General features: G+C 59.0%; 14 protein-coding genes and 1 tRNA gene. 5 read left to right on the top strand and 10 right to left on the bottom strand.

What is annotated here, in order from left to right:
- Positions 1-7: 7 nt before the first annotated feature.
- Positions 8-364, bottom strand: a complete 357-nt coding sequence (locus NW814_RS03420; protein ID WP_414396082.1) for a hypothetical protein — start codon at positions 362-364, stop codon at positions 8-10.
- Positions 318-1457 carry a GTPase ObgE gene (gene obgE / locus NW814_RS03415; RefSeq protein WP_414405207.1) on the bottom strand — a complete coding sequence of 380 codons (1140 nt, stop codon included), beginning with the start codon at positions 1455-1457 and terminating at the stop codon, positions 318-320. Before obgE ends, NW814_RS03420 begins: the two co-directional genes overlap by 47 nt.
- A 210-nt stretch (positions 1458-1667) precedes the next feature.
- On the opposite strand from obgE, the gene NW814_RS03410 reads away from it, so the two are divergent.
- The 3 genes from NW814_RS03410 to NW814_RS03400 all read left to right on the top strand — a co-directional run bounded on the left by NW814_RS03410 (position 1668) and on the right by NW814_RS03400 (position 5554).
- Entirely contained in the window at positions 1668-2648 is a 981-nt protein-coding gene (locus tag NW814_RS03410; RefSeq protein WP_414396080.1) for a 30S ribosomal protein S1, read from the top strand.
- A gap of 86 nt (positions 2649-2734) precedes the next feature.
- Positions 2735-4042 (top strand): recombinase family protein, encoded by a 1308-nt coding sequence (locus NW814_RS03405; RefSeq protein WP_414405206.1) that lies wholly within the window; start codon positions 2735-2737, stop codon positions 4040-4042.
- A 534-nt stretch (positions 4043-4576) separates the two neighbouring features.
- Positions 4577-5554 carry a protochlorophyllide reductase gene (locus NW814_RS03400; protein WP_414405205.1) on the top strand — a complete coding sequence of 326 codons (978 nt, stop codon included), beginning with the start codon at positions 4577-4579 and terminating at the stop codon, positions 5552-5554.
- A gap of 226 nt (positions 5555-5780) precedes the next feature.
- Here the strand turns inward: NW814_RS03400 and NW814_RS03395 are convergent, their stop codons facing one another.
- The 3 genes from NW814_RS03395 to zds all read right to left on the bottom strand — a co-directional run bounded on the left by NW814_RS03395 (position 5781) and on the right by zds (position 9514).
- Positions 5781-6911, bottom strand: a complete 1131-nt coding sequence (locus NW814_RS03395; RefSeq protein WP_414396075.1) for a citrate synthase — start codon at positions 6909-6911, stop codon at positions 5781-5783.
- 67 nt (positions 6912-6978) lie between these two features.
- Positions 6979-7926: a sugar phosphate nucleotidyltransferase gene (locus NW814_RS03390; RefSeq protein ID WP_414405204.1), complete on the bottom strand. Its 948-nt coding sequence runs from the start codon at positions 7924-7926 to the stop codon at positions 6979-6981.
- Positions 7927-8056: 130 nt separating this feature from the next.
- Positions 8057-9514, bottom strand: coding sequence for a 9,9'-di-cis-zeta-carotene desaturase (gene zds, locus NW814_RS03385; RefSeq protein ID WP_414405203.1), 1458 nt, complete (start codon positions 9512-9514; stop codon positions 8057-8059).
- 137 nt (positions 9515-9651) lie between these two features.
- Here zds and NW814_RS03380 point away from each other — a divergent pair.
- A tRNA-Gly gene (locus tag NW814_RS03380) sits at positions 9652-9723 on the top strand.
- 46 nt (positions 9724-9769) lie between these two features.
- Here NW814_RS03380 and NW814_RS03375 read toward each other — a convergent pair.
- The 3 genes from NW814_RS03375 to NW814_RS03365 form a co-directional block, all read right to left on the bottom strand.
- A complete protein-coding gene (locus NW814_RS03375) occupies positions 9770-10357 on the bottom strand; it encodes a D-alanyl-D-alanine carboxypeptidase family protein (protein ID WP_414405224.1) in 588 nt (195 codons plus the stop codon).
- Positions 10358-10531: 174 nt separating this feature from the next.
- Complete coding sequence (locus NW814_RS03370) at positions 10532-10969, bottom strand: peroxiredoxin (RefSeq protein WP_414405202.1); 438 nt, start codon at positions 10967-10969, stop codon at positions 10532-10534.
- 37 nt (positions 10970-11006) lie between these two features.
- On the bottom strand, positions 11007-11645 hold the full coding sequence (locus NW814_RS03365) for an HD domain-containing protein (protein WP_414405201.1): 639 nt from the start codon (positions 11643-11645) through the stop codon (positions 11007-11009).
- Positions 11646-12091: 446 nt separating this feature from the next.
- Here NW814_RS03365 and treY point away from each other — a divergent pair, with 446 nt between their 5' ends.
- Positions 12092-14893, top strand: coding sequence for a malto-oligosyltrehalose synthase (gene treY, locus NW814_RS03360; protein ID WP_414405200.1), 2802 nt, complete (start codon positions 12092-12094; stop codon positions 14891-14893).
- 5 nt (positions 14894-14898) lie between these two features.
- On the opposite strand, the gene tpiA is transcribed toward treY, so the two are convergent.
- Together tpiA and NW814_RS03350 are read right to left on the bottom strand one after the other, a co-directional pair.
- Entirely contained in the window at positions 14899-15663 is a 765-nt protein-coding gene (gene tpiA / locus NW814_RS03355) for a triose-phosphate isomerase (RefSeq protein WP_414405199.1), read from the bottom strand.
- 58 nt (positions 15664-15721) lie between these two features.
- Positions 15722-16441 (bottom strand): hypothetical protein, encoded by a 720-nt coding sequence (locus NW814_RS03350; RefSeq protein ID WP_414405198.1) that lies wholly within the window; start codon positions 16439-16441, stop codon positions 15722-15724.
- Positions 16442-16444 lie beyond the last annotated feature (3 nt).

Below are 16444 nucleotides of genomic sequence, written 5' to 3'. Positions count from 1 at the left end.
GAAAACATCAAGACTCAGAACGGCTTTCCGAGACCTCCACCACAGGACGAGGGGTGGGCGGCACCGACAGGGAGCTCTGCGGCCAGTCTTTGAGCTGCTGCATCAGCGCCTGGATGTGCAAACGCGGCAGGTAGGGCCAGTCACCTGCCTCCTCTAGTTCTTGAAGTACTTGATAGAGCTCTTGCCGGGTGTTGGGCAAAGCTTCTTGGAAGGCTCCCTCCAAAATGGTGCGGTGCAGATCCTCCAACAGGCGCAGCAGCATTGCCAGCTCCAGACAGGATCCTGCCCTTGCCTGCGTCGCCTGCTCAACGGCCCGCTTAATCTGGCGCAAGTCGGGTGGCAGATCCTCCTCGGAGACGTACATAGCCACTCATCTCTGGGCTTGGGGGAAGCGGGGGCACTCCTATTCTAGGCTTCTCTTGAGGCGCCGCTAGCTGGATCTTGCCCCCAGGTCGAGGGGGCTCTGGATCCCGGCCCAGACTCTGCCACACTCGCTGCAGGAGAGCATCCAAACCCTGCCTGGCCACTGCCGAGATGGCCAAGACTGGAGCGCCGACGGCGGTTGCAAGCCGCTGGGTGCGCTCGACAACCTCCTGCGGCTCGAGGGCGTCGATTTTGTTTAAAACCACAATCTGCGGCTTGTCGATGAGCCCGTGGCCGTAGGCGCGCAACTCCTGCTGCACAACTTGGTAAGCCCTGACAGGATCGGCCGCCGCGCCGTCCACCAAATGAATCAGCAGCCGCGTGCGCTCCACATGGCGCAAAAAGTCATGCCCCAGTCCCACCCCTCGGTGGGCTCCCTCAATGAGGCCGGGAATATCGGCAAACACCACCCCATCGCCCGAGGGATGGGGCACCACCCCCAAATTGGGCTGTAGCGTGGTGAAGGGGTAATCCGCAATCTTAGGCCGGGCGGAGGAGATCACGGAAATCAAGGTTGACTTGCCGGCGTTAGGCAGGCCGACGATCCCCACTTCAGCAATGAGCTTCAGCTCCAGGCGCAGCCGCACCCGCTCCCCCGGTTGGCCCCTAGTAAAACGGCGGGGGGCGCGATCGTGGTTGCTCAAGAAGTGGGCGTTGCCCAAGCCCCCTTTGCCGCCCCGGGCCACCAGCAGCTGATCCCCTGGCTGCACCAGATCTCCAAGGAGCTCGCCCGTTTCTGCGTTGAACACCATCGTGCCACAGGGCACCCGCACCAGCCGATCCGCCCCGCTGGCCCCCGTGCGCTGGTTGGGTCCTCCTTTTGAGCCGTTTTCGGCTTTGATGACTGGCTGGAAGCGAAAGTCCAGCAAAGTCTGCAGCCCCGGATCTGCCACTAGGATCACCGAGCCGCCCCGCCCCCCATTGCCGCCCGAGGGTCCGCCGGCAGGCACGTACTTCTCGCGGCGGAAGGCCACAATGCCATCCCCCCCATTTCCCCCCTGCACCTCAATCTCCACCTGGTCAATGAAATGCAACTGCCTTTCTCCTAACGCTCCCTGGGCCACTTTCTTACTAGCTTGGCAGGAGGGCGAGGAAATTTGCTACAAAAGCTTCTTCCTTGAGCTAGGATAGTGTTTCCAGGACCTACCCTTTTGGGTGTGAAGGTGGAGGCATGCCCATGCCTTCTCCTAGTCTAGGTCTGGCTGTGGTTTGAACTTGCGCAACTGCTCTGCTAGTAAGCCCCTATGACTCGAGTTACCGCTGCTGCCGACGTGGGTTTTACCACCGAGGACTTTGCCGCTCTCCTGGACAAGTACGACTATCGCTTCAGCCCCGGCGAAATTGTAACCGGCACAGTATTTTCGGTGGAACCGGGTGGCGCGTTAATCGACATTGGGGCCAAAACCGCTGCCTTCTTGCCGCTGCAGGAGATGTCTATCAGCCGGGTGGAAGATCCCCACGAGGTACTCCAGCCCGGAGAGACGCGCGAGTTCTTCATCCTCACTGAAGAGAACGAGGAGGGGCAGCTGACCCTCTCCATCCGCCGCATTGAGTACATGCGGGCGTGGGAACGGGTGCGCCAGCTCCAAAAAGAGGATGCCACGGTGCGGGCCACCATTTTTGCCACCAACCGCGGGGGCGCCCTGGTGCGCATCGAGGGGCTGCGCGGTTTTATCCCCGGCTCCCACATCAGCACCCGCAAGCCCAAGGAAGAGCTAGTGGGCGAGGAGCTGCCCTTGAAGTTTCTCGAGGTGGACGAAGACCGCAACCGCTTGGTGTTAAGCCATCGCCGGGCTTTAGTGGAGCGGAAGATGAACAAGCTAGAGGTGGGCGAGGTGGTGGTTGGCACGGTGCGCGGCATCAAGCCCTACGGTGCTTTCATTGACATTGGCGGCGTTTCCGGCTTGCTGCACATTTCCGAGATCTCCCACGAGCACGTCGACACACCCCACAGCGTCTTTAACGTCAACGACGAAGTGAAGGTGATGATCATCGACCTAGACGCGGAGCGGGGCCGGATCTCGCTATCAACTAAGCAGCTGGAGCCCAATCCCGGCGATATGCTGCGGGATCCCAAGCTGGTTTACGAGAAAGCCGAGGAAATGGCAGCCAAGTACCGCGAGCAACTGCGGGCTGCCAAGCAAGGACAGGCGGAACAGGTCGAGGAGGCACCCTTGAGGGTGGCAGAAGAAGAGCTGGAATATGCGGCAACAGCAGCGGAATAGGGCAGGCGGCCTGAGGCGCGCTGGCCTGGCCGTCGCGGCCTTCACCTGGGATCGCGGGGGGGCAGCCGAGCAGGAGGGCAGCGGCGGTGGCAGGAGATTTGTCCATGGGCGTCTGCGGCTACCTCTACACGCCGGCCTATGCTCCTTGGCCAGAAGAGGAGCTGGCTTGGCTAAAAGCCCACGGGGCTGATCCTCTCTGGCACGACTGGGGATCCCGTACCTACCTGGAGGAGCTGCTGCAGGGCGTGGCCAGTGGCTCGGTGCAGCAGGTGCTGCTGGTGCGCCTGTCGGATTTGGGGGATCAGCTGGATGAGGTGCACGGGCGGCTGCTGCAAATCCAACAGGCTGGGGTCCGCCTTAGCCTGGTCAGGGCAGATGGCCTACAAACCCCTAGCACTGCTGGCGAGTGGATCCCGCTGCTAGCTGAGGTTCCCCATCACCTGCAAAGCCGCCGTCGCCGTCAAAGCCAGGCTCAAAGCCGTCTGGCAGGCAAGCCTCCCCCCGGGCCGCCTCCCTTTGGCTACCGCCGCGAAGGGGGTCGCTATATCCCGGATTGCCGCCAGGCCCCCATTGTTCAGGATTTTTTCCGGCACTTTCTCCTCTACGGATCTCTGCGGCAGGCGGTGCGCTTCATTGCGGAGAAGCACCACAAGCGCATCTCAGTAGCCACCGGGCGCAACTGGCTGCTCAACCCGGTCTACCGGGGGGATCTGGCCTACGCCGACGGTACTGTTCTGCGCGATACTCACCCAGCTCTCCTCAGCCGCACCGAAGCCGCCCAGATCGATCGCTGGCTGAAACGCAACCAAGGGATCCCGCGCCGCAGCGCCAGCGCCTCCCGCGCCTTGGCCGGACTCGTCCACTGCCGGGCCTGTGGCAGCCTGCTACGCATTGTGCAAACAACCCCCAGCAAGGGCAAAAGGAACGGCTCTTCTTACCTCTACCTGCGCTGCCAAACCTGCCGCTATAGCCTCCGCTACGCTGAAGTCCAGCAGGAGGTAATTCGACAGGTCTGTGAGCAGTTGCCCCAACGGCTCCAGACGCTGGATCGGCAGGCTCTAGCCCAAACTCGCCAACAGCTCCAGGCCCAACTCCAGGCCAACGCCGAGCGGCTGCGGCAACTGGAAGAGCTGCGACAAGCCGGCCTGCTGGACGAGCCCTCGCTAGCCCAGCGCTGCTACCAGTTGCGAGCAGAGACAGCCCGCTTGGCCCAAAAGCTAGAGCAGCTCCCCCCTGCCAACCTCACCCAGACCGTCCAAACCCTCTCCCTCCTGCCCTTCTGGCAGGATCTCAGCGAAAGCGAGCGCCGCGCCTACCTGCGGGAAGTCCTGCGCAAGGTTGAGGTGGATTCCACGGGGGCTGTGCAGATTACCTTTGCCTTTGATCCGCTCTGAAAGACTTCTACAACCCCGGACAAAAGCGGACTTGTGCTCCAGGTTGAGGCTTTCTTTCTGCTTCCACGACCCATAGCTAGCAGCAGAGTTCACTCCACTACCCCACTAGAGGGATCTCCACAGGCGTCACTTCCCGTCGAGCTGACGGTAGTTGCTCCTTGCTCTTGAGCGATCACACAGGCCAAAGGCGGAGCCAACTTTAGCCTAGGCAAAATGCCTACCCGAAGAAACGTACCTGCTCGCCTACGAGCTTAGCTAACCCACGTCAAGGTAGAAGGTGCGTTGGCGAGGTTGCCCATTGTGCTGGGAAGCCCTAGCGGCCTTCTTTAGTCCTCGTTCGCAACAGCGGTGCGGCTTTGCCCACCTGGATCTACCTGAGCTGGCAAGGCCAAGCTTGTATCTAAAAATGAAGGAAATGGCCCGGAAAAGCGTCGCAAACCTTATCAATTCCTTGTCTAGGCCCCTTTCCACTCCAAGATGGATCCTGCAGGGATCTGAGGGATCCCCCCTCAGGAAACAGTCTAGGAGTTGGATATGGAAGGACAAATGCAACCCACCGTCGTGATTACTGGTGCTTCCTCAGGCGTTGGCCTGTATGCCTCCTTGGCTTTGGCCAAGCGGGGCTGGCACGTGGTCATGGCCTGTCGGGATCTGGACAAGGGCCGGCGGATGGCCCAGCAGGTGGGGATCCCAGAGGGGAGCTACAGCCTGATGCCAATTGATCTGGCCAGCCTGGCCAGTGTTCGGCAGTTTGTCGAGCAGTTCCGTCAGTCGGGCCGTTCTCTGGATGCCCTGGTGTGCAACGCCGCCATCTACATGCCCCTGCTCAAGCAGCCCCTGCGCAGCCCCGAGGGCTATGAGCTAACCATGGCCACCAACCACCTAGGACATTTCCTCCTCTGCCACCTGATGCTGGAGGATCTCAAGCGCTCCCCTTACCCGGATCGGCGGCTGGTAATCTTAGGAACGGTTACCCACAACCCCAAAGAGCTGGGAGGCAAGATCCCACCCCAACCTCACCTGGGGGATCTGCGGGGCTTTGCCCAGGGCTTTAAGGAACCCATCAGCATGGCCGACGGCGGCAAGTTCGATCCCGTCAAGGCCTACAAAGACAGCAAAGTTTGCAACATCATCACCATGCGGGAGCTGCACCGCCGCTTCCACGAGAGCACCGGCATCACCTTTCTCTCCCTTTACCCCGGCTGTGTGGCGGAAAGCGGCCTCTTCCGCCATCACTATCCCTTGTTCCAAAAGCTTTTCCCCTGGTTTCAAAAATACATCACCGGTGGCTATGTCTCCCAGGAGCTGGCCGGCGAGCGGGTGGCGCAGGTGGTGGCCGATCCCGAATTTCGCCAGTCGGGATTCTACTGGAGCTGGGGCAACCGGCAACGGAAGAATGCCAGGCCCTTTAACCAGGAGGTTTCTGACGAAGCAAAGGATGAGGCCAAAGCCAAGTTGCTCTGGGAGCTGAGCGAGAAACTGGTGGGTGTGCCCCAGTTGGCGGCCCTCTAGCTTTGCCAGTTTCTAGGAACCACCGCTGGCCAATTGGTTGCGTAGTCTACACCCCCAACTTTTGGGGATCGCAACCCCAGCACCCTTGTCGGGCTTGGCACCTATGCCCTTGGATCCTCAAGGTGGATCTGGAGGACCTCGGGATCCCGCAGGGGCAAGGGACCTTGGCCAAAGCCAGCCCGCCGCAAGCCAGGGGATCTTCGCACCCTGTCCAACGGGGTTAACCTTAGCTCCGCTCCGAAATGGGGATGTAGCGCTGCTGGCGCTTGCCGGTGTAGACCTGGGTGGGGCGAAAGAGGCGATTATCCGCCAACTGCTCCCGCCAATGGGCCAGCCAACCGGCTACCCGGGCAATGGCAAACACCGGTGTAAACAAATCCTCTGGGATCCCCAGCTTGGCGTAGACCAAGCCTGAGTAGAAGTCCACGTTGGGGTAGATGCCCTTAGGTCCCAGCAGCTCTGCACACACCCGCTCTACCTCCAGGGCAATGTCGTAGTACTTATCGTGGCCGTGGCGCTCGAACAGCTCCTCGGCAAGCTTTTGCAGGATGATGGCCCGCGGATCCTTCACCTTGTAGACGCGGTGCCCCATGCCCATAATCCGCTCTTTTCTAGCCAGCTTTTCTTCAATAAACGGGCGGACGTTCTCCACTGAGCCAATCTGCCGCAACAGCTTCATTACCTCTTGGTTGGCCCCGCCGTGCAGCAACCCCGAAAGGGTGCCCACCGCTGTGGCCAGGCTGCTGTAGGGGCTAGCCAGGGTCGAGGCGCTCACCAAAAGGGCAAAGGTTGAAGCGTTAACCGTGTGCTCGGCGTGCAGGATGAGACAGGTATCGAAAACGCGAGCTAGCCAGGGATCTGGCTTTTTGCCTGAGAGCATGTAGAGGAAATTGGCGGCATGATCCAGGCTGTCGTCAGGGGGAATGGGATCGTTGCCCTGGCGCATCTGGTGAAACATGGCCACCATCGTCGGCAGCTTGGCCAGCAGGCGGGTAACCGTGACAAAAACGTAGTCGGGATCTGCCTCCTGCACCGGGTAGAACATGCCCAGGCTGGCGACACAGGTCTGTAGGGCATCCATCGGGTGGCCAGAGTCGGGAAACGACTTAATCATGTCGCGGATACGGTACTTGACCCGCCGATGGCTGCGGACAGCCTGATCAAAGTTGTCCAGCTCCGACTGGGTGGGCAGCTTGCCAAAAATCAGCAAATAAGCTGTCTCCAGAAAGGTACTGTGGGCCGCTAGCTCCTCAATGGGGATGCCGCGGTATTCCAGGATCCCTGCCTGGCCGTCGACAAAGCTAATGTTGGATCGCGTGGCCGGAACGCCCTCTAGCCCAGGCCTGTATTCCGCCATAGCTGGATGCCTATGTGCTCCCCAAAACGAGAGAACAAGGGCGCTACTTTGCTTGCTATCCGCTACATTAAACCACGAGGAGGCCTGGCCCGTAAGCCCCTGGCTGCAGGGGGCCATTGACCCAACTGTAGCTGCCCAGGATAGTGCCAGCAGGGATCTGGGCTTGGGGCCCTAGGCGGGTATAGGCGCCGATGTAGCAAGGGGCGTGCAGTTGGGCAGCAGGGTGGACCTCAGCCGTCTTGTGAACCCAGATCCCGGGCGCCCGTTCTTCCACATCCTCGAGCGGAAAATCCCTCATCCGGCCTAGGAGAATATCCAGTTGACCCTGGTAGTAGCTGGCCGGCGTGCCCAGATCTCGCCAGTAGCCCGTGTGCAGGTAGGCTTGCAGCCGCTGCCCTTGCTGGAGCAGGTCGGGGAAGACGCGCCGCTCAAAGCTGAGGGGATCCCCGCTGGGGTAGTCCTTGAAAATGGCTGGATCGAGGACATAGGTGCCGGCGTTGATGGTGTTGGTGGTCAGGGTGAGGGCTTCGGCAGGGGTGGGCTTTTCCCGAAAGGATTGGATCCGGCCGCCTTCCCCCACTTCCACCAGGCCGTAGGCGGTGATGTCCTCAACGCGGGCAAGGGTAAGGGTGGCAACAGCCCCGCTCTGCAGATGACAGCGCACCAATGCCGCCAGATCCAGATCGGTGAGGATATCGGCGTTGAAGACCACCAAGGGATCCCCGCTGAAATAGGGCTGGGCCAACACCAAAGATCCCGCCGTATCCAGCGGTGTTTCCTCGACGATGTAGCGAAGCTTTACCCCCCAGGCAGCGCCATCTCCTAGGGCAGCCTCGATCTGCCTGCCCAAGTACCCAACACTCAACAGGATGTCCGTCAAGCCAGCTCGACGGCAGCGGCCAATGAGCCAGTGTAAAAAAGGTACCTCCAACAAGGGCAGCAACGGCTTTGGCTGCCATAGGGTCAAAGGCCGTAAGCGAGTTCCCTGCCCCCCTGCCAGAATTACCGCCTGCATAGCTGTCCCCAACCCATTTTCCCAGCCTAGATGGTAGGGGAAAAGGATCCAGCCTGCCACAGCCAACTGGCTGAGCCAGAGGCAGGGAGAGCCTCCCTTTGCCGCCGTTCTGCTGGGCAGCGAAGGCCCGCTAGGCTGGCGGCGACGGCTGGGGATCCCGGCAGGCGGCCAGGATGGCCTGGGCAGCCAACTGGCCAGAGAGGGTGGCTCCTTCCATGCTGTCGATGTAGTCCTGGGCGGTGTAGCTGCCGGCAAGGAAGAAGTTGGGCACGGGAGTTTTCTGCGGCGGCCGATAGGGCTCCATGCCTGGCGCCTCGCGGTAGAGAGAGTGGGCCAGCTTGACCACGCTGTACCAGGTCAGGTTCAGTTGCCGCGAGGAGGGAAAGAGCTCATGCACTTGGTGCAGCACGTGCTGGGCAATGGCCTCGTTGGACATGGAGATAAAGGGATCCCCGGGCGTAAGCACGCATTGCAGCAGGGATCCCTGGCCGGGTTTGTAGTAGTCAGCAGGGCTGGTGAGGGCGAGATCGGCAAAGCAGGAGAAATCGGCATCGGCAGTGTAGAGGAGGTTGTCGATGCCAAGCGGCTGGGGGTAGTCGACGGCGCGTTTGGCTTGGCCCTGGGGATTTAGCTCCGTCACCCAGCCGTCGAAGCGCAACTGCACCGTGGCAACCGGCACCGAGTCCAGCTTGTAGAGGTTGTCGAACTGGGGCCATTGCCGCCACACCTGGGGGATCAAGCGTTTCACCCCTTCTACCGCCGTTGCACATACATACACATCCGCCTCCACGCGCTCGCCGTTGGCCAAAACCAGGCCGGTTACCGCGTAGGGGGGGGAGTCGCTGACTTCAATGCGGCTAACCCCCCGCCGGGTATGAACCTGACCGCCGCGGGCTTGCAGGTAGCGGACGATGGGTTGGGTAAGGTAATTGTCCGGGGATCCCTTGAGGAAATTGAGCTTAGAGGCGTCCGTTTTGCTGGCAAACATCTGAAAGATGGTCAGCATGCAGCGAGCAGAAATCTGCTCCGTGTCGATGAAGCCCAGGGCATAGGCAATGGGGTTCCACATCCGCTTCAGGCTACCCTCAGACCCGCCGTGCTGGCGGAACCACTCGGCAAAGCTTACCCGATCCAAAGCGCGAATCTGTTGCATTGCCCCTTCGTAGTCCAGCAGGCCGCGAATCAAGGGGCTAGTGCCTAGCGCCAATGCGTTGCGCAGTTTATCGGCCCAGGAGAGCTGGTTGGTGGTAAAAAAAGCTTTGAGGCCATTGAAGGGCGCTCCTAGGGGAAAGCGAAAATCGAGGCTGGCCATCCGCCCGCCGCGGTTGACAAAAGTGTGGACGTGCTGCTTGGGCAGCAGATTCTCGTAGGCCCCCACCTTTTTCATCAGGGCAAACAGGTTGCTGTAGTTGCAGAAAAAAACGTGCAATCCCATCTCAATGTGGTTGCCCTCGGCATCCTGCCAGGATCCCACCTTGCCGCCGGCAAAGGGCCGCGCCTCGTAGATCTGCACTTCATGGCCCGCCTCAGCCAAGTAAACCCCCGTTGCCAAGCCGGCCAACCCTGCTCCAATAATGGCTACCCGCATCGCGATTTCCTAGGCCCCGCTAGGGGCTGACGCAACTGCAAAGAAAGATGAACTGCTCCCATTCTGGAACAAAATGCCGCCCACTTCCCCCCTTGACAGACAGCGGCAAAGTTTGTCACGATACACTACTAGCTAGTGCGGATGTAGCTCAGTGGTAGAGCTTCTCGTTGCCAACGAGAAGGTCGCGCGTTCGAATCGCGTCATCCGCTTTCTTGGCACTCCCTTGGCTTCTCTTCCAAGGGAAGGGGGGATTGCCTATCGCTTGTAGAAGGTCTCTAGGCTGTGGCGGTCGCCCACAAAGCGCCAGTGCCAGGGCTCGTAGCTTACCCCTTGGGGGTTGCCGCGGGGGAAGGACAGCTCAAAGCCAAAACGAGCAGCGTTCTTCTCCAGCCAGCGGAAGGCAGGAGTCTTTTCAAAAGCCTCCTGGAGATCCCACTGCGGAAACTGGGCATCCCCAATGTCGATAGCGTAGCCGGTGTGATGCTCGCTATATCCCGGGGGAGCGCTGACTGCAGCCCGTTCTCCTGGCCGCAGAGCCCGCGCTTGGGCTACTTGAAAAAACAAAGCCTCCTGCTCCGCTATCGAGCGAAACCCAGAGATGGGGACAAGGCGGATCCCGTCGGCTAGAGCCGCTGCGCTCATTCGCCGGTAGCTCTCGGCAGCGGCGTGGCGCAGGCGCACCTCGCGCCCGTGGTAATAGCCCACTACCTGGAGGGTCTCTGGCGGAGCTTCAGCATAGGCATAGTGGCCCAGCAGAGAGGGCCTGCCCTCTCCTTGCTGAGAAACAGAGAGATCTTGCGCCAGGGGTTCTCTTCTTTCCTTTGATCCTGGCAACCCGCCCACTGCCCACACCGTTGAGAGCAGCAGCGTAAGCAAGGCTAGACCTAGCCTTAAGCCTAGCCTCCAGGGACCTGAGGAGCCTTGCGCTTTTGCTGGAGGGGGAGGGTAGCGACGCGCAACTGGAATGTCGTCGTTCATACCCAAAGGCTGGGAGGCAAGCCCTCAGGTTCAGCCTCCTCACCGGCCCAAGTCCGCCAAGATATCGCGGGCGTGAGTTTCCGTATTAATGTTTTGGTAGACCTTAGCAATTTTGCCCTCGCCATCAATGACGTAGGTTACTCGCTTGGCATAGCCGCCTCCGTCCACATCGTAGGCGCGGGCAATTGCGCCGTCGCTATCCACCAAGAGAGGGAAGGGCAAGTTGTACTTTTCGGCAAACTTCTTGTGGGAAGCTTGGTCGTCCATGCTTACCCCCAGCACCACCAAGTCTTTGCTCTGATAGTCCGCGTAGGCGTCACGGAAGCCGCAGGCCTCTTTGGTGCAGCCAGGGGTGTCATCTTTGGGGTAAAAGTAAAGAATCACCGTTTTCCCAGCAAAATCGGCTAGGGAAACCGGGTTGCCGTGGGCGTCGACGGTGTTAAAGCCAGGAGCAGGGGTACCGACCGCAAGAACCATAGACGGGTGACCTATAGGACTGCCCTCAGCATTTTCTTCAGCCCCCCTCCTCCCTGTCAAGCGCCGGATTCGGCTCGGCTGTCCGTTGCAACTCGGCCACCACTTCCTGGAGCTCCGCAGCTAACCCCGAAGGTAGCCGTCGTCCCAGGATCTCCGCCAGCGAGCAGTAGTACCATAGGGATCCCTCCTTACCGCCGGAGAAGCGCTCCCAAAGCTGATCCCCTAGCTGGCGAAAGTCCCGTAGGAGGCAGCGGGCGTTGTGCAGCTTGTCAGCGGCAGCCACCAGCAGAACCGAAGCGTCTGCGGTTTCCAAATGCTTCAGGTAGGCCGTTTTCCGCTCCTTCCAGTTTTCTTTGGGCTCGCCCCGGGAGCTATCGCTTTCAGTATCCGTACACCCTAAGATGATCTGCAGCACTCGTTCTCCAAAGCGCTCCCGCAGTTGCTGTTCAATCTGGGCCCGTGGCTCGCCGCTGTAGCGGGGGCCATCTTCCAGGCTGTCGTGGAGCAAAGCAGCAATGGCCTCATCCTCATCGGCACCGTACTCTAGGGCAATGGAGGCTACGGCCAACAGGTGGCTGAGGTAAGGGATCCTGGTTCCCTTGCGGGTTTGAGCAGCGTGCCATCGGTAGGCGTAGCGCATGGCCTCGGCAAACCGCGGCGTCAAGTGGGTGGACATCGGTCTCTCTCCAGTCGGGGTTGGTAAGTTGAGGAGATGGGGCGGGGATCGTTAGCACCTGGTCGGAACCTCAGAGGTTCAGATCCCAGCCCCCTGCCAAGTGTACTGCTAGGCGAAGGAGCTCGGAGTGATTTGGCTGGTAGGCGGCCACCTCTACTTGAGGGCTGGCAGGAAATCCCCATTGCCGCTCAGCAGCAGCTCTGTTTTGGAGGCAAGATAGCCTCCCCTCCCAATTGGCCTTGCAGCTGCAAACGGCGCTGGCTGAGGTTGTGTCGGGTAGAGCCTGAAAATGGGACAGCATGCTACCGTCAGAAGGCCATGACGGCTTAGAGACAAGCTCGGGACTCATTGGCAGCTCCAAGGCTCTGCTAGCTGCTGCCTAGAAGCCAGCTGCAGCTGCAGGGAGTATGTCAACCTGGAAAAACCCTTTCTAGTTAGAGGTCACCATGCGGATCCCGACTTGCACCTATCGCATCCAGTTTCACGCCGGTTTTGACTTCGAGGCAGCACGGCAAATCGTCCCCTACCTAAAGTTGCTGGGTGTTAGCGATCTGTACGCCTCTCCCATCTTTCAGGCTCGCAAAGGCAGTACCCACGGCTACGACGTGGTGGATCCCACGCAGATCAACTGCGAACTAGGAGGGATCGAAAAATTTGAAGTTCTATGGGAAACTCTCCACCAGCAGGGAATTGGCTGGATCCAAGACATTGTTCCCAATCACATGGCCTATGATGGCCAAAATCGAATGTTAATGGATGTGCTGGAAAGCGGCCCCAACTCAGACTTTATCGATTACTTTGATGTTGACTGGGATCACTCCTATCTTGGCATCAAGGGCAGAATTTTAGCACCCTTTCTAGGGGATTTCTATAACAAATGCTTAGAGTCCGGACAAATCCAGCTTCGTTACGATGCCGGTGGCCTTAGCATTAACTACTTCAACTTGAGGTTTCCTCTCAATATCGACACCTATGCCGATGTTTTTACTTACAACTTAGGCAAGCTGCGGCGAAAACTAGGACGCAGCCACCCTGACTACGTCAAGCTACTGGGAATTCTCTTCAGCCTCAAGTTCATTCCTAGCAAAGAAGACCTCCTAGAGCGCACTGACCAAATCAATTTTGCTAAGCACTCTCTGTGGGAGCTTTATACCTCCAGCCCGCATATTCAAAGCTTTTTTGATGAGAACATTGCCATCTTTAATGGCAAGCCAGGAGATCCCTCAAGCTTTGACTTGCTGGACAGTCTCTTGGCCCGGCAAAACTTCCGCCTTTCCTTCTGGAAGGTAGGTGCTGAAGAGATCAACTACCGTCGCTTCTTTACCATCAATGACTTGATCTCGCTGCGGGTAGAAGACTGGGAGGTCTTTCGCAAAACGCACCAGCTCATCTTTAAGCTTGCAGAGCAAGGGCGCTTTACGGGCTTGCGCATTGACCATATTGATGGCCTATTTAACCCGGAGGAATATCTCCATCGCCTCCGTGAGCGCTGTCCAGATCTCTACATCGTTGTAGAAAAAATACTGGGGCCTGACGAGAAGCTGCCTCCTCAGTGGCCGGTACAGGGCACAACAGGTTATGACTTCCTGGCTAAGCTGAACGGCCTCTTTTGCTGCTCTGAGAACGAGGAAGCGTTTGAAAGGCTATACCAAAACTTTACCGATCTAAGGCAGTCTCCCGAACAGGTAATTGAAGACAAAAAACGCCTAATCATTGAGCGTAACCTAGCGGGAGACATGGACAACCTTGCCTTTTTGCTTAAGCGAATTACCAGCCATCACCGCTATGCCAACGACTTTACTCTCTACAGCTTGCGCCGAGCTCTGGCAGAGGTTTTGGTGTGTTTCCCAGTTTACCGAGTCTACATCCATGAAGGGGTTCTCAGCCCAGAAGGTCAGCAGGCTATCCGTCAAGCTGTAGAGAAAGCTAAGGAGAACCTGCCCATCTTAGTCAACGAGCTGAATTTCCTACAGCGCTTTCTCTGCCTCGAGTTCCCCGAAAACATCTCGGAGGAAGAGAAAAACGAGCAAATCTACTTTGCCATGAGGCTGCAACAGTTGGCCGGCCCTCTCATGGCCAAAGGGGTAGAGGACACGGCCTTCTACGTTTACAATAGGCTGCTATCCCTAAACGAGGTAGGCAGCGATCTGTGTCGTTTTGGCATTTCTATCCAGGAGTTCCATCGCTTTAACCAAGAACGAGCAGCCCAGTGGCCTTTGACCCTAAATGCCTCTTCCACCCACGACACCAAGCGCGGCGAGGATGTGCGGGCCCGCCTGAACGTACTCTCCGAAATACCCGCCGAGTGGGAGAGACATATTAACCTTTGGCACGAGCTCAATGTTGGCTATAAAGTTTACCGCAAGCAAGCCAAGCGTTCGGAGCTGCCAGATCGCAACGACGAGTATTTTCTCTATCAGACTTTGATCGGCTCCTATCCTTTTCAACCAGAGGAAGTTCCGACCTTTGTCCAGCGAGTTAAAGACTACGCCATCAAAGCAGTTCGGGAAGCTAAAGTCCATACTGCCTGGCTTCGCCCCGATACCGAATACGAAGAAGCTACCCTTGCTTTCATCGATCAAATCCTGCAGCCCTCAAGCCCCTTCTTGGAGTCTTTCCTGCCCTTTCAGCGCAAAATTGCCCACTTTGGCATCTTTAACTCTCTCTCTCAAACTCTGCTGAAGCTCACCAGCCCTGGGATCCCGGATATCTATCAGGGCACGGAGCTGTGGGATCTCAGCATGGTGGATCCCGACAATCGTCGACCTGTGGACTTTTCCCGTCGCCTAGCTTACCTCGAAGAAATCCAGCGGCGAATCAAGCAGGATCCCCTGCAACTTATCCAAGATCTTCTGCTCCACCGCCACGATGGCCGCATTAAGCTGTTTCTCATCCACCTGGTGCTCAAGGCCCGTCAGGAACAGCCGCAGCTGTTTCTGGAAGGCAGTTATATTCCTCTACAGGTGAGCGGCTCCTATGCCAACCACGTCATAGCCTTTGCCCGTCAGCACGATAAACAAGTCGTGCTGGTGGTGGCGCCCCGTTTTTTAACTTCCTTAATTGATGAAACTCAAGATCCCCTGGGGGAATCGGTTTGGAAAGATACGGAAATTCAACTGCCGCGCTGGAAGCGGCTGGACTGGGTGAATGGCTTAACCCAGGAAGAGATCCCTGGTGGCGACAGCTTGCCCGTGGGGGCCGTCCTCAAGTCTTTCCCCGTGGCTCTGCTATGGGGGCAATCTCGCTGAGGAGCCTAGGGAGCCGCTGCCGCAGGAGTCAGGGCCTGGAAGTTGACAATGCGGGCAAACTCTTGGGGATCGAGGCTAGCACCCCCCACCAGTACGCCATCAATCTGCGGCTGGGCCATCAGCTCGTCGATATTGCTGGCTTTGACCGAGCCACCGTAGAGGATGGGTAGATGGTCAGCGCCCAGATGCTGGCGAATAAGGCCAATGACGCGGTTGGCCTCAGCGGCTGCACAGGTTTTTCCCGTGCCAATGGCCCAGATGGGCTCGTAGGCAATCACAAGGTTTTGCAGATTGATCCCTGTCAAGGCGCGATCCAACTGTCCCACAATCCAAGACTCGGTTAGCCCCTGTTCCCGCTGCTGCAAGCTTTCCCCCACACAGAGGATAGGGGTGAGCCCATGCCGCTGGGCCGCCGCCAAGCGCCGGTTGACGGTTTCATCCGTTTCGCCAAAGTACTGCCGTCGCTCGCTGTGGCCAACGATAACGTAGCGCACCCCCAGCTCTACCAGCATGGGGCCGGAGATCTCTCCCGTAAACGCCCCTTGATCCTCCCAATGCAGGTTTTGCGCTCCCACAGCTATGCCGGATCCCCGCGTTTCTTCTGCCACCACGGCCAGGTCTGTAAAGGGCACGCACAGGATGATCTGCCGCTGCGGCATCACCCCTGAAGACGACGCTTGCAGGGCTGGGCCAAACTCGCGGAGAAACTGGCGGGCCTCCACTTGGGTTTTGTGCATTTTCCAGTTGCCCGCGATGAGGATGGGACGCAAGCTAGATCCTCCCTAAGCGACACAACGATCCCAACGGGGAATCCCGATTTCGAGTGTATCAGCAAGCGGTTCCAAAAGAGGGCGGAGGAGCTTGCTGGCGGCGCTCTTCCAAGCTGGCTGCTATAGCAGCTAGGCAGTCTTGCAAAGGGGAGCCCCGCTCCAGGTGCTGGACGGCAACGGCATAGGCTTCAGGGTGGGCTTGCAACAATGCCCGGCTCTGGCGTAAGAAGCGGTTCATTTGAACCCTCACTTGAGCAGCAGAGGCCAAAGGCGGGGCAGCCCGGATCCCTGACAGTAGCTTGGCCAACTGTTGCCTATCCTCCTCATCTCCCACCACTTGGCCATAGTGCAGAGACTCTGCGGCAGCCCCTGCCATCCAAAACAGGCCGTAGCGCTCCAGATCTGCCCAGGAGAGGCCCCCCTGGGCTTCCCAGGTGTGCATGGGGGCCGGATCCAGCTCCACTCCGCCGTAGCCCGGGATCCCTCGTCGAAAGGCTTGCCAAGGGCTGAGCACGTAGCCGCGCAAGGGGATCCCCAGCAGGTGAGCCACCAAAATGTGTCCCGCCTCGTGGCGGATGACCCGCTGCCGATAGGCTGGAGAAGCCCAATCCAGGAGCGCGCTTAGCAACCCCGATAGCCGCCCCCCAAAGGCCACCTGTTCGACAATCCCCAAGGCCACCATCCCAGCCAAAGGCAGAGCTAGCCACGGCCCCAGAGCCGCCGACACCACCAAGGCCGCCACGATCCAAGCCGCGCGGGTGATTCCAGCTTCCGACATCGC

This window comes from Synechococcus sp. R65.1, from assembly GCF_047461755.1.
In the GTDB taxonomy this organism is placed as follows: domain Bacteria; phylum Cyanobacteriota; class Cyanobacteriia; order Thermostichales; family Thermostichaceae; genus Thermostichus.
This window is presented reverse-complemented; position numbering and strand designations above follow the sequence as displayed.

Bases quoted from the DNA above. Each gene is read 5' to 3' on its own strand.
- NW814_RS03420 (WP_414396082.1), bottom strand. From the start codon at position 364: ATGTACGTCTCCGAGGAGGATCTGCCACCCGACTTGCGCCAGATTAAG.
- NW814_RS03410 (WP_414396080.1), top strand. From the start codon at position 1,668: ATGACTCGAGTTACCGCTGCTGCCGACGTGGGTTTTACCACCGAGGAC.
- NW814_RS03400 (WP_414405205.1), top strand. From the start codon at position 4,577: ATGGAAGGACAAATGCAACCCACCGTCGTGATTACTGGTGCTTCCTCA.
- NW814_RS03395 (WP_414396075.1), bottom strand. From the start codon at position 6,911: ATGGCGGAATACAGGCCTGGGCTAGAGGGCGTTCCGGCCACGCGATCC.
- NW814_RS03390 (WP_414405204.1), bottom strand. From the start codon at position 7,926: ATGCAGGCGGTAATTCTGGCAGGGGGGCAGGGAACTCGCTTACGGCCT.
- zds (WP_414405203.1), bottom strand. From the start codon at position 9,514: ATGCGGGTAGCCATTATTGGAGCAGGGTTGGCCGGCTTGGCAACGGGG.
- NW814_RS03370 (WP_414405202.1), bottom strand. From the start codon at position 10,969: ATGGTTCTTGCGGTCGGTACCCCTGCTCCTGGCTTTAACACCGTCGAC.
- NW814_RS03365 (WP_414405201.1), bottom strand. From the start codon at position 11,645: ATGTCCACCCACTTGACGCCGCGGTTTGCCGAGGCCATGCGCTACGCC.
- treY (WP_414405200.1), top strand. From the start codon at position 12,092: ATGCGGATCCCGACTTGCACCTATCGCATCCAGTTTCACGCCGGTTTT.
- NW814_RS03350 (WP_414405198.1), bottom strand. From the start codon at position 16,441: ATGTCGGAAGCTGGAATCACCCGCGCGGCTTGGATCGTGGCGGCCTTG.